We start from the raw sequence: 13,177 nt of genomic DNA, 5'->3' as shown, positions 1-13,177 counted from the left end.
CTACTTGCGATCGCCCAGCCAAGGCTGTGCCAAATCCGTGAATAATTAAAATCCCTGAGGTCTTGAATAGTATCCGAAGTAAAACAGCTATAATCGCGGCATGATTAAATTGCTTGAGCAGTATTTTGGACTAAATGAGTGGAATAGCACAATCCGAGTTGAGGCCGTAGCTGGTGTCACCACCTTCATGACCATGGCCTACATTTTAATTGTCAATCCCAATATTTTGTCCAATGCTATTTTCCTCTCCGAGCCTGGCGACCTAAATGGGGAACTGGTGATTGCCACGGCTCTGGCAGCAGTGGTGGGAACGCTCTGTATGGGGCTGTTTGCCAACTTCCCCTTTGCGTTGGCACCAGGAATGGGCTTGAATGCCTTTTTTGCCTTTACCGTTGTCCTCAAGTTGGGGATTCCCTGGCGGTTGGCCTTGGGGGCTGTGTTGGTGGAAGGGGTAATTTTTATTCTCCTGACCGCTTCTAAAATTCGCACCCTGATTATCAATGCCATTCCCATGTCCCTCAAACACTCAATTGCGGCGGGAATTGGCCTGTTTGTCGCCTATATTGGCCTGTCCTCTGGAAAAATCATTGTTGCCAATCCGGTGACGAAAACCGCCTTGGGTAGCCTGAATACTCCGGAACCCTTGATTGCCGTAGCGGGGACTGTGATTACAGCGATGCTGTTTACGCGGGGGATCCCTGGGGCCTTATTATTGGGGATTTTATCCACAGCCCTGATCGGCTGGATTTCTGGAGTTACTCCTTGGCCATCCCAACTTATCGGCCTTCCCCAGTGGCCGGAGCATCTGATGGGGCAAGCGGTTGTTGGTCTGGGGGAACTGGAAATGTCCCAACTGGGGACGTTTATTCTTGTTACGTTTATCTTTTTATTTGTGGATCTATTCGATACGGTGGGGACATTAGCCGGGGTGGGTATCCAGGCCGGATATTTGAATGAAAAGGGAGAACTACCTCGCAGCAAAGCCGCCTTAATGGCCGATGCCGTCGGCACAACTGCCGGGGCGATTTTTGGAACCTCGACGGTGACCACCTATATCGAATCAGCAACGGGGGTGGCAGTGGGGGGACGGACGGGATTAACAGCCGTGATTGTAGCCCTCCTATTTGTTGTCTCCTTAATTTTTAAGCCCTTTTTTGCCGCCATTCCCACCTTTGCCACCGTTCCCGCTCTATTTATGGTGGGGGTGTTGATGATGTCCAGTGTCCGCGCGATTTCATGGTCAGATCCCACAGAAGCTATTCCCGCCTTTGCCACAATTTTGTTGATGCCGTTAACATTTTCCATTGCCGAAGGTCTAGCAGTGGGGGTGATGCTCTATCCAGTCTTAAAGTGGGTGGCGGGAAAATCAGAGGAAACCAATGCCATTCTTTGGGGGCTGGCGGCATTGTTTGCACTTCGGTTTGGATTGATGATTGCTGGGATTATTTAATTTTAGATTCTTGATAATCTACTAATTCAATTCGCAAACGTTTAGCCAAAATTGTGGCAGCCCGCTCCATTGTTTTCAGTGTGATGGATGTATTGCTAGGGTCAAGTAGCCGCTCTAGGGCAGGTCTGCTGGTATTCATTGAGCGTGCCATTTTAGACTTACTCAGACCCCTTTTCTGCATTTCTTGGGAAATTTGCCAGGCCAGGACACGCTTAAAGGCAACTGCATTAACTTCAGCGAGGATCCCATCCTCTTCAAGCAAATCATCGAGCAAAGAACCAACATGAGAGTGATCTGTCATTTGTTTGCCTTAAGGACACCTCGATTAATTGACCTTTGGCAGATTTTGGAGGGCTGAAACCCTTGAAATCACTTTGCCACTTCCAGTAAAATCTGGATTTTTTGAGGTGCCCTCCACTATGTTTATGTATCTTTTACAAAAATGCAGTGCCAATCCATTAACTATTCTTTTATCTGCTGTTCGGATTTTGGAGTTTACGACGTATACAATCAAAGCAAAATCATATGTATTAATTATCGCTGACCTTTACGAACCATTCCAAGTCCATATAAATATAATTCGGCAATAGAGTAAATGCGAGGAGGAGGATCTTTAGGACGAGAGCGTTCTTTCAAAATCCCAGCCTCTATCATTTCTTTGATGCGAAGGGATAACTCACCATCTTGCACATTCCAGATATCAGATAATCTATTTTCATCGATAGGTGAACGTTCTCCTTGAAGTTTATTAAGAGGTTCTTCAAGTTCAGGATATTCATTCCGTACCTCATCTACTCTTTGATCTGAAACAACGGGAAATGAATCAATTAATGATTTTGGGCGCAACACTATCTCAGAACTATACTCTGTAGAGAAATTCTTTTCGTTACGAACTGCTTCTTTTAAAAGTAAGACCAAACTTCGTGGAAAACAGTTCTCGTTACTATCAGCAATTCGTGTACGCACCCAGTTATAGGTAAATGCTTTCTTCCCTCGGCCCATACGCTCTCCCCACAGTGGGCAAAGATTTTTACGTAATTGCCCCAACTCAAAGGTTTCAAGTCTATCTACTGTTAACCCAAATTCTTGTTCTAAAGCGTAACTTAAAGTGGAAGAACTTTGTAAAGCCTGACGTAAAACGAGTCTCCATAGATCAGCTTCATCCCAGCTTAGTTGTAGAGATCTCCCTACGTAATGTCCTTTATTCACAAAATTAAGCTGATTCCAAATATCCTCTCGCAAAAATATCTTTGGTACAATCCGCTTTAAACTAGTTCCACTTTCTAACCACCAAGCTAAAAGAGTTTCTAATGCACGTCGTCTTCGTGCGTAACTATCTGATCCAAATCCAAATCCAGCGTCAAGCTCATCGTATAAAAGCCATACACTTTTGTTGTTCTCATTTAACCAACGATCGATTGTTCTTAACTCATCGCTAGCTTGGGGAATTGCTTGCGGTGATCGAGTACGTTGTACTAACCATTCGACAATCGAAACTTGTGTCAAATGCTCTTCGGCAATTAATGCAGCTAAGCCATTGTTTAATTCAGAAACAGAAGATAGCTCTGGAAAATTATCAAATAGTTGCAAAATGGCATAGTTTAGCCAAAAAATAGCCCAGCTATTTTCATCAACTTGCTGCTCATAATTTGCAAGATTTTCACTACTCAAAATGGAGTCTCTTAATCTAGATTCACCATGTGCAGCAATAAACTGGCAGATGGTTAAATCAACATCAGCACTTGCTAATTCCTTGGCTCTACCTGCCTGTTCTACAAACAGCCTAAATAGAATACTTTTCCCTGTTCCTTTAGCACCTCGAACCAGCCATGTCTTATTGCTAAGAAACTTTGGAAAATCTTCTGTACGTTGAAAGATAGTCGGGATATTATCTGCCTGCAAATCTTGTGCCCTTGCTGCTTCAAAACGAAGCTCATTCAGAATGGTTTCACGATTTCCAGAAGTTGTAGCAGTAGGTATGACAGGTTTAATATCTGGAAGGCTAGCATCTATAGCATCTACAATTGGCAAATAATCATTCAGAAGATTTATCGGGGCACTAATTAAGTTAGATAAAGCTGCAATGTTTGGGTTGTAGAAAATTTTATAGTAAAGCTCTCCCACGCTTACACCATCAGGTAAGCCCCAATGTTCTACTATCCAATCCTCAGCTTTAGTTATCCAGGAATCAAGCTGATCTTCGGCAAGAGTCGGCATTGGTGTAAGTAGGAAGCGAAGATCAGGTTTACCTTGATAGTCAGACTGCTTACGAGCAGCTTGTATAACCCATCGCAAACCATCAAAGCTTTGGTCAGTTGGTGAAAAACAAATAACTCCCGTGTCTGCTAAGTCAAGTAACGCAATTGCACCTGTATCGTTAAATCCTGGGCGAGCATCTATCAGAATGACATCGGGATCTACTTGCTCTTTGATATCTTTTATAAGTTGTTGAACTGGATTCATTTCTCCTTTGTAGAAAGATTGCCAGGTTCTTCGGTCTAACTCAGCTAATCGATGAACATAGTTTTCATTATATTCTCCAGCAGATACTAAGAAAAGCTCTCCACGACTGAGTAAATTAACTTGATGAATACAATCTTCAATTGCGGGAATATTTTCATTTGGAGTTAGATAACGTTGATGAATATAATCTAAGACTCCACAATTCTCTACTCCATTTCCATCTACGGAATTTGATCGGAATAGTATTGAAATACCAGGTGCTTCAAGATCGAAATCAATGATAACTACACGACGGTTTCGATTTGCCAGCAGAATGGCTACCATTCCTAGAGCCGTAGAGCGACCCACCCCTCCTTTGAAGGAATAAAAGGTTACAGTCTGCGGGCGATTTGGAATGTCTTTTTCAATAGAAGCTTGATGATTAGGGTCAGGAGCCATCAATATATCTGACCAAAGAGGGAGTTGGATACTCTCATCTGGTTGTTTAACTTCTTCTTGTGGAGTCAATAAGCTATAGCTACCAATGGGATATTGACCAAGGTTCAATTCCACTGCTGCAAGTAAACCATCAATTTTCTCTTCACGTTCAGCTAGAGTCTTTCCCTCAAAGCAATCAGTTACAACTTGAACTGTGAGCCAACCTAGAGACGTTTCCCTTACAGATACCGTTACTTTAGGATCTTGAAGTTGTAATTCCTGAAGTAGATGGCTCTTGATTTGATCAAATGTTATCGATGTATCTGTCACGAGGCTTCTCCCTGCTTACTTAAAAGTAGCTGATACCACGTTTTCACTGCCTCAATAAATTTTGTGCTGTCTAATTCCTCTCCTAGTTTGTCAGAATATCGTAGTTCATCGCTGATCCAGACTGAAGCTATAGTATTCCAGGTGTCTTTAAGTTTTCCAGTTCTGTCTAATTCGATAGTACGCTGCAAATCAGTCTTACTTAGTAACATTGCTAAGTTGTGCAGGCTTGCACCCTGTAAGCCCTTTTTGAAGGCTGAAGTTTCCTTAAAGTTGGTTTTATGCTCGTCATAGCAGATAAGAGACTTCAAAGAACATTCAATTGCATACCCGCCTATATAAACTGCACCCCACCAACGTCTATAGCTATGTAAAACCTCAGCATCTTCAAAACGACGGCGAGATGCTCCTAATTGACAGCGTCTATCGTAAGTGTTCGACAAGATTTGTGAATTTAAATTGAATTGGATAAGGTAGCTACATAGTTTAGAAGGAATACTAACATCTAACGTAAAGTACAGTTAGACTAATCAATATAATTGATTTTACCATTCTTTTCTCCAAAGTTTTGATGAGACTTAAGTAGGTAGGCGCAATTACTTGTAAGAGAAGGGAATCGCAGTGTAGCTCCCATGCAGGGAGATTACCGCCTTTTTCCCTGCCAGCATGTTTAGGTTAATTGAACCCAGCCACTTATGAGGAAACATTTGCTTGGTTTGTTACTTTTAGCCTCTTGAAGTCAACGGTTGAGGATACAGTCATTGGAAATGGGTTAAAATAAACTTCGCAAGAAAGAGTCTAAAAGCATTTTCAGAGCTTATAATGTCATACTTTAGGCCAAAATTAACGGGTAAACTGAAGTCGCTCATGGTCGCCCATGTCCACGCTAATGCGATCGCCATCGTGGAAATCTCCCCGCAGAATCCCCTTGGCAATTTCCGTTTCCAACTGTTTTTGAATCGTGCGCTTCAAGGGTCGGGCCCCATAGACGGGGTCGTAGCCAACATCTGCCAAGAAATTAAGGGCAGCCTCACTTAGGTTTAGGGTCATTTTGCGATCGCCGAGGCGTTGGTTCAAGCGGTTGATTTGCAGTTTGACAATATCCCGTAATTGGTCTTTGCGTAGGCTATGGAAAATAATGAATTCATCCACGCGATTTAGAAATTCAGGCCGGAAATGGCCACGCATCGCCTCCATGACCCGACTATACATTTCGCTATAGCGATTATCATCCCCCGCCAAATCTAAGATGAACTGGGAACCAATATTACTGGTCATGATAATGATCGCATTTTTGAAATCGACGGTACGACCTTGGGCATCGGTGACACGGCCATCGTCCAAAATTTGTAGGAGTACATTAAAGACATCGGGATGGGCTTTCTCAATTTCATCAAAGAGGATCACCGCATAGGGACGGCGGCGAATGGCCTCCGTGAGTTGGCCCCCTTCGTCGTAGCCCACATATCCCGGAGGCGCACCAATGAGGCGGGAAACGGCGTGTTTTTCCATGTATTCGGACATATCAATCCGCACCATGGCTTCTTCAGTGTCAAACATAAATGTAGCCAGAGCCTTAGCAAGTTCGGTTTTCCCTACCCCCGTTGGCCCAAGGAAAATAAAGCTGGCAATGGGCCGGTTGGGGTCGGATAGGCCCGCCCGCGATCGCTGGATGGCATCGGCCACGGCGGTAACGGCCTCATCCTGGCCAATGACCCGTTTATGGAGTTCATCTTCTAAATGGAGGAGTTTCTCTGCTTCCGATTCCACTAGCTTACTAATGGGAATGCCCGTCCACTTGGATATGATTTCGGCAATGTCGGACTCGGTGACTTCATCCCGCAGCAGCGATCGCCCGCCAATTTGCGATTCGTTGAGGACTGTTTCCGTTGCTTCTAGTTTTTTCTGGAGTTCCGTTTGTTTACCATACTTGAGTTCGGCGGCGCGGTTGAGGTCATAGCTCCGTTCAGCCTGTTGAATCTCGATATTGACCTGCTCAATTTCTTCCTTAATGCTTTGAAGTTGATCAATGACCTGTTTTTCCGATTGCCACTGGGCGTTCAGATGGGTTTGTTCTTCTTTGATGTCTGCCAGTTCTTTTTCCAGTTTTTCTAACCGCTCCTTTGCCGCTTGGGAGGTTTCTTTTTGCAGGGAGAGCCGCTCCATTTCTAGCTGGAGAATCTTGCGATCGATTTCATCCAGTTGCTCTGGCTTGGAGGTGATTTCCATCTTTAGCTTAGCCGCTGCTTCATCGATCAAATCAATGGCCTTATCCGGCAAAAAGCGATCGCTAATGTAGCGAGTAGATAGGGTTGCGGCGGCCACTAGGGCACTATCGGAAATTTTTACCCCATGGTGGACTTCATAGCGTTCCTTTAAGCCCCGCAAAATGGAAATGGTATCGGCAATATTGGGTTGATCCACATACACCTGTTGGAATCGCCGTTCTAGGGCCGCATCTTTTTCAATATATTTGCGGTATTCATCCAGGGTTGTGGCCCCAATGCAGCGTAATTCTCCCCGGGCAAGCATGGGTTTGAGCAAATTACCCGCATCCATGGATCCCTGGGCTGCTCCTGCCCCCACCACCGTATGAATTTCATCAATAAATAAAATGATTTGCCCATTGGATTCGGTGACTTCCTTTAACACCGCCTTCAGCCGCTCCTCGAATTCCCCCCGGTACTTGGCCCCAGCAATTAAGGCCCCCATATCCAAGGCAATTAACTGGCGATCGCGCAGGGATTCTGGCACATCTCGGGCAATAATCCGTTGGGCCAAGCCTTCCGCAATGGCGGTTTTACCTACCCCTGGTTCCCCAATTAAAACCGGATTGTTTTTAGTACGGCGGGAAAGAATTTGAATGGTGCGGCGAATTTCATCATCCCGACCAATCACGGGATCCAGTTTGCCTTGGCGGGCCAGTTGGGTGAGATCACGGCCATATTTTTCTAGGGACGCATATTTTCCTTCTGGGTTTTGATCCGTCACTTTTTGAGAGCCTCGAATTTGTTGAATAGTATCCTTTAAGCGTCGCTCATCAATGCCGACATCTTGGTAGAGTTTTTTACCAAAGCGTTGATCCTGACTAAAGGCTAAAACCAAATGTTCAATGGAAATGAACTCATCACCAAACTGTTTACGGTAGGCATCTGCTTGATCCAGGAGTTTATCTAAACTTTGACCCAAATAGACGGAACTGGCTGGGGTTGAAAGCTTAGGCTGCTTATTAATAAATTCATCGGTACCATCCCGCAGGCGTTGGGGGGCAATTCCAGCCTTTTGAAAAATTTGACTGGCTAGACCATCCTGCTCTAGGAGGGATTTCATTAAATGTTCGCTTTCCAGTTGTTGTTGCTGGGACTGCTTAACAATATCTGGGGTACGGGCGATCGCTGCCCAGGTTTTTTCAGTAAATTGGTTGGGGTTAGAGGGTTGCATATCCTGGCCTCGTCAGAGTAATATTCGGCACTATAATTGAGCTAGAAAATAATTGATCTAGAAAACTTTTTTCATCTACTTGTATTGTAGAAACCGATGGGGACAGCCACGAATTCGGTACTCCTCACTTTTTAGTAGGGGTCTTGCCACTCTTTTGCAAAAGGGAGCAATGTTTTAAGTCGAGTAATTTGTATTTGCTACTCGGCATTCTGCAAGAAGGGCAAGGTATGGCTGTAGCTATAATATAAAGCTGTTCTAAAGGACGGGGTGTCAGACCCAAGAGTCATAACTATGATTGCCAATCCAGCCAGCCAGCCCACGGATACCTTTCGTACCTTGGTGGATCAAACCCTTAACTGGGTCATTGATCTGGGCATTAATGGCTTTGGCCCTTTACCCAGTGCCATTCAGGTGGCAAAGGATCAATTGGCCGTCAGTCAAACCCCAGAGGCGGCCATTGATGGCATTATTTTCTGGCGCACAGTCCAAGCGGGGGGAACGGGTTTTTGTACCGGTTTAGGGGGTATTCCCTCCCTCCCCCTAATGGTTCCGGCCAGTTTAGTCACCTCCTATGCCCTGGGGGCCAATACCGCTGCGGCGATCGCCCATCTGCGGGGCTATGACCTAGACCGGGACTCGGTGCGATCGTTTATTTTGCTCTGTCTCATGGGCCAGGCCGCCGAAGAAATTTTACGGAATACCAGTATCCGCCTTGGCCAGGAAGTGGGGGCAGCGGTTGTCCAACGCATTTCTCCCCGGGCGATCGCCGCCATTAATCAACGGGCTGGATTTAGTCTATTGGCTAAAACAGGGGAACGGGGGCTGGTGAACCTGAATAAAATAATTCTGCCCATGTTTGGTGGCGTTGTCGGAGGATGCTTTGATGCCGCCTACGTCTACACCTGCGGCCACACTGCCAAGTCCCTATTTCCACTGCCTAAACCGGCTGAGGGGTTTTAGCAGCTGCTTCCTTTTCCCGGAGACGCTGGGCATAGAAGGAGGCCGCTTCCTCACCCCGGCCACATTCTTGGGCAAAGTTAATCAGGTGATGTCCTACTACCCCTACATGGATGACCTGCTCAATTTCTGCCCGTTTTAGGGCTGGCCCCGCTAATTTCCAGAAAGTGTCCCGGTAGTTGCCCTGAATACCAACCTTCCAAAGGATATTTTTCATCAGTCGCAGACCCCGGAGGATATTTTCCCGACTGAGGCGGGCCGGACTATTGGGAACGGCCACCCGATTGGGGTAGGTATGGGTCATTTGATAGGCAAAGCGTTCATAGAGAAACTCTGGCTCGTAGGCTTGGGTGATGGTACGCCGCCACATTTCCACCACCTCGTCGTAGGGCATGAGAAACTCGACATTCGACTCCCGATTTTCATCATGGTTGAGTCGTCCCTCCGCCTCCAATCGTCGCCATAGGGGGGTACGGGGCAGGGCATGGAGCAGGTTAATCGTCAGGGTGGGAATATGGGAGGTGCGGATAAAATCTAGAATGCGATCGCCCGTTTCCGGCGTATCCGTATCAAAGCCAATAATAATCCCGGAGACCACCTCCATGCCAAAACTATTGAGGGCTGCCACCGCCTGGAGAATGGGCATACTCAGGTTTTGATCCTTGTGAATTGCCTGGAGAGCTTCTGGCTCCGGGGTTTCAATGCCACAGAATACGGTGCAGAAATAGGCATCTCGCATCATTTCCAGGAGTTTGGGACTTTGGGCAATGTTTAGGGTTGCTTCACAGGCAAACTGGAGGGGATAGCCATTTACCTTTTGCCAGTCCACCAGATGGGGCAGGAGTTCCGTCACCGCCCGGCGATTACCAATAAAGTTATCATCCACAAAATAGACCGCCCCCGGATTGCCCGACTCCAACATCTTGTCTAGTTCACGGGTAATTTGTTGGGGGGTTTTTAAGCGGGGGTTACGGCCATAGAGTTCGGGAATATCACAAAATTCACAGCGAAAGGGACAACCACTGGAAAACTGGACACTCCCCAAAAAGTAATTTTGCATCTTGACGTGCTGATAGGCCGGAACCGGAAATTCATTCAGGGGCAGCCGTGCCTCGGTTTGGAAAATAATTTGTTTCTCAGGTCGCTCTGAGCCATGGAGATCGAAGTATTCAATCATTTTGTCCGTGGCATCCCCCAATTCCCCCAGATGCAAAATATCAATGTCAGGATAATATTCGGGGCAACCGGACACAGACGGCCCTCCCAGAGCCGTGAGTTTGCCGTGGCGATGGGCAATGTCATTGATGGTGTTGATGTGATTGCGTTGAATGTGCATGCCACTGGTCACAACCACATCCGCCCAGGCATAGTCAGCATCCGTCGCTAGGGCAACATTTTCATCAATGAGACGCACATCCCAAGACGGGGGCAAGTAGGCCGCAACCAACAAAATTCCCTGGGGCGGCATGAAGGCCCGCACCGTGCCCATCAGGGGGTAGGCATGGTGAAAGGTACCAAAGGAGCGACTGTAGCGGGGAAAAATACAAAGAATACGACGGTGATTCTGGGGCCGATAGTCCACCCGGCCACCCGTCATTTCTGGGACGAGCTTCAGTTCGTCGTCATTCCGGCTTAAATTCATTGCAAATACTCTCCGCCACACGTATTTCCGGCACACATCTCTAGTTAATGTATAGCGTAAGACAGACCTAGCCAACCATGAACCTGAGCCGATTGGGTGAACTGGCCGGCGATCGCCCCCAAGCATGAAGCATTTTTCTGAGCTTAATTTTGTTTAATTTCTGTTTTTGTCAGACTGTGGGAATATATTGCCTGATCCATCAATCATCGGGCTGGAGGGAATACCACACCTCGGCGATCGCCTCCAGACTCATTTCCAGGGGTAATTTTTTGAGAAGCTCACGGTGGTGGAATTTGAGACTCACCATTAATTGCTTCTGGGCGATCCGTTGTTCCCGCTCTTCAGGGGAGAGTTGCTTAACTGCCTCCTCAGGATTAGCTGGTGGTACGTTCCGGGGCAAAATGTAGGTCGAATCAGGATCATACATAAAAACTCCAGCAGCAGATATTGTGAAGGAGAGAAACGATACGGCGGTTTCTTGTTGTGCAGTCTTTTAATGTATAAATATATACTTTTAATGTATACAAAGCTACATTAAAGATGCCCAACTTGTTTCCCTAGGGGAGACATATTAAATTATAGCTAGAAAAGCAAAGAAAAGACGACGTTTCACTCCGTTATTTTTCAATTTATTTTTGTTTAGCTTGTTTTTGTTGAATATATCGTCAAAGAAATTGCGATGGACTAGGGATTGAACGCCCCGACTGAGAATTTTACTTTGTTCTTGCTAAGGGGCTACCTTTTCGGGTGAGAATGGATCCCAGCAGATATTCAGGCTGATTCCGAGAACGATTCCTATGGCAGAAAACTGGCGCAGTCAAACCATTACCCAAGGTGTACAGCGATCGCCCAATCGGGCCATGCTCCGGGCCGTAGGCTTTGGGGATGGGGATTTTAGTAAACCCATTGTCGGTGTTGCCAGTGCCTATAGTACGATTACCCCTTGCAATATGGGGATTGCTCCCCTAGCCAGTCGGGCAGAGGATGGCGTGCGCGGGGCGGGGGGAATGCCCCAACTTTTTGGCACCATTACCGTCAGTGATGGTATTTCCATGGGCACGGAAGGGATGAAATATTCCCTGGTGTCGCGGGATGTGATTGCGGATTCCATTGAAACCGCCTGTAATGCCCAAAGTATGGATGGGGTGATTGCCATTGGCGGCTGTGATAAAAATATGCCTGGGGCAATGATTGCCATGGCACGCATGAATATTCCCGCTATTTTTGTCTATGGCGGAACCATTAAACCCGGTCGATTAGAGGGGCAGGATCTGACCGTTGTCAGTGCCTTTGAAGCGGTGGGTCGCCACAGTGCCGGAAAAATTAGTGATGAACAACTCCTGGCTATTGAACACCATGCCTGTCCGGGGGCTGGCTCCTGTGGGGGGATGTTTACGGCCAATACGATGTCCTCGGCCTTTGAGGCCATGGGCATGAGTTTAATGTATTCCTCAACCATGGCCGCCGAAGATGCGGAAAAAGCTGATAGCACGGAATTAGCTGGGAAAGTGCTGGTGGAGGCGATTCGCAATAACTTACGTCCCCGCGATATTATTACGCGCAAATCCATTGAAAATGCCCTGAGTGTGATTATGGCCATTGGCGGCTCAACCAATGCGGTTCTCCATTTCTTGGCGATCGCCCATGCAGCGGAAGTTCCCCTGACCATTGATGACTTTGAAACCATTCGTCAGCGGGTTCCCGTCCTCTGCGATATGAAACCCTCAGGCCAGTTTGTCACCACGGATCTCCATCAAGGGGGTGGCATTCCCCAGGTCATGAAAATTTTGCTCAATCAAGGGTTGCTCCACGGTGACTGTCTGACGATTACGGGGGAAACCATTGCTGAACGCTTAAAAGACGTACCGGATCAACCCGATCCTAACCAGACAGTAATCCATCCCTTTGACTCACCCCTCTATGCCGAGGGGCACTTAGCCATTCTCAAGGGCAATTTAGCTCCCGAAGGGGCCGTTGCCAAGATTTCCGGGATTAAAGCTAAAACCATGACCGGCCCGGCCCGGGTGTTTGACTCAGAGGAAGCCTGTTTAGCGGCGATTCTAGCCGGAAAAATTACGGCTGGGGATGTGGTCGTGGTGCGCTATGAGGGGCCTAAGGGCGGCCCAGGAATGCGAGAAATGTTGGCTCCCACCTCTGCGATTATTGGGGCAGGGTTGGGAGAAAGCGTGGGTCTAATTACCGATGGGCGTTTTTCTGGAGGAACCTATGGCTTAGTGGTGGGCCATGTGGCTCCCGAGGCGGCGGTCGGGGGGGCGATCGCCCTGATTCAGGAAGGAGACTCGATCACCATTGATGCGGTCACTAATCGCCTCCAGATTAATCTTGGCGATGGCGAACTGGAACAACGGCGTAGCACCTGGCAACCCCCTAGCCCTCGCTATACCCGTGGGGTCTTAGCAAAATATGCCAAACTGGTGTCCTCCAGTAGTTTAGGAGCCGTAACGGATTTGTTTTAAGCA

General features: G+C 47.1%; 9 protein-coding genes. 3 read left to right on the top strand and 6 right to left on the bottom strand.

Annotated elements, in window-relative coordinates:
* Positions 1-100: 100 nt before the first annotated feature.
* Complete coding sequence (locus L3556_RS11930; RefSeq protein WP_277867494.1) at positions 101-1,450, top strand: NCS2 family permease; 1,350 nt, start codon at positions 101-103, stop codon at positions 1,448-1,450.
* On the opposite strand, the gene L3556_RS11925 is transcribed toward L3556_RS11930, so the two are convergent.
* The 4 genes from L3556_RS11925 to clpB all read right to left on the bottom strand — a co-directional run bounded on the left by L3556_RS11925 (position 1,443) and on the right by clpB (position 8,098).
* Positions 1,443-1,751 (bottom strand): Fis family transcriptional regulator, encoded by a 309-nt coding sequence (locus tag L3556_RS11925; RefSeq protein ID WP_277867493.1) that lies wholly within the window; start codon positions 1,749-1,751, stop codon positions 1,443-1,445. The genes L3556_RS11930 and L3556_RS11925 overlap by 8 nt on opposite strands.
* A 233-nt stretch (positions 1,752-1,984) precedes the next feature.
* On the bottom strand, positions 1,985-4,660 hold the full coding sequence (locus L3556_RS11920; protein ID WP_277867492.1) for a tyrosine-protein kinase family protein: 2,676 nt from the start codon (positions 4,658-4,660) through the stop codon (positions 1,985-1,987).
* Entirely contained in the window at positions 4,657-4,968 is a 312-nt protein-coding gene (locus L3556_RS11915) for a hypothetical protein (protein WP_277867491.1), read from the bottom strand. Before L3556_RS11915 ends, L3556_RS11920 begins: the two co-directional genes overlap by 4 nt.
* A gap of 532 nt (positions 4,969-5,500) precedes the next feature.
* Complete coding sequence (gene clpB / locus L3556_RS11910; RefSeq protein ID WP_277867490.1) at positions 5,501-8,098, bottom strand: ATP-dependent chaperone ClpB; 2,598 nt, start codon at positions 8,096-8,098, stop codon at positions 5,501-5,503.
* A 291-nt stretch (positions 8,099-8,389) separates the two neighbouring features.
* Here clpB and L3556_RS11905 point away from each other — a divergent pair, with 291 nt between their 5' ends.
* On the top strand, positions 8,390-9,058 hold the full coding sequence (locus L3556_RS11905) for a hypothetical protein (protein ID WP_277867489.1): 669 nt from the start codon (positions 8,390-8,392) through the stop codon (positions 9,056-9,058).
* On the opposite strand, the gene L3556_RS11900 is transcribed toward L3556_RS11905, so the two are convergent.
* The gene (locus tag L3556_RS11900; RefSeq protein WP_277867488.1) at positions 9,036-10,697 is read right to left on the bottom strand and encodes a B12-binding domain-containing radical SAM protein; all 1,662 of its coding nucleotides are present in this window, start codon (positions 10,695-10,697) and stop codon (positions 9,036-9,038) included. The genes L3556_RS11905 and L3556_RS11900 overlap by 23 nt on opposite strands.
* Before the next feature lie 199 nt (positions 10,698-10,896).
* Positions 10,897-11,124: a hypothetical protein gene (locus L3556_RS11895; RefSeq protein WP_277867487.1), complete on the bottom strand. Its 228-nt coding sequence runs from the start codon at positions 11,122-11,124 to the stop codon at positions 10,897-10,899.
* 370 nt (positions 11,125-11,494) lie between these two features.
* On the opposite strand from L3556_RS11895, the gene ilvD reads away from it, so the two are divergent.
* On the top strand, positions 11,495-13,174 hold the full coding sequence (gene ilvD, locus L3556_RS11890) for a dihydroxy-acid dehydratase (RefSeq protein ID WP_277867486.1): 1,680 nt from the start codon (positions 11,495-11,497) through the stop codon (positions 13,172-13,174).
* Positions 13,175-13,177 lie beyond the last annotated feature (3 nt).

Source organism: Candidatus Synechococcus calcipolaris G9 (genome assembly GCF_029582805.1).
In the GTDB taxonomy this organism is placed as follows: Bacteria; Cyanobacteriota; Cyanobacteriia; order Thermosynechococcales; family Thermosynechococcaceae; genus Synechococcus_F; species Synechococcus_F calcipolaris.
This window is presented reverse-complemented; position numbering and strand designations above follow the sequence as displayed.

Coding starts and splice junctions, on each gene's coding strand:
- L3556_RS11930 (WP_277867494.1), top strand. CDS start 101: ATGATTAAATTGCTTGAGCAGTATTTTGGACTAAATGAGTGGAATAGC.
- L3556_RS11925 (WP_277867493.1), bottom strand. CDS start 1,751: ATGACAGATCACTCTCATGTTGGTTCTTTGCTCGATGATTTGCTTGAA.
- clpB (WP_277867490.1), bottom strand. CDS start 8,098: ATGCAACCCTCTAACCCCAACCAATTTACTGAAAAAACCTGGGCAGCG.
- L3556_RS11905 (WP_277867489.1), top strand. CDS start 8,390: ATGATTGCCAATCCAGCCAGCCAGCCCACGGATACCTTTCGTACCTTG.
- L3556_RS11900 (WP_277867488.1), bottom strand. CDS start 10,697: ATGAATTTAAGCCGGAATGACGACGAACTGAAGCTCGTCCCAGAAATG.
- L3556_RS11895 (WP_277867487.1), bottom strand. CDS start 11,124: ATGTATGATCCTGATTCGACCTACATTTTGCCCCGGAACGTACCACCA.
- ilvD (WP_277867486.1), top strand. CDS start 11,495: ATGGCAGAAAACTGGCGCAGTCAAACCATTACCCAAGGTGTACAGCGA.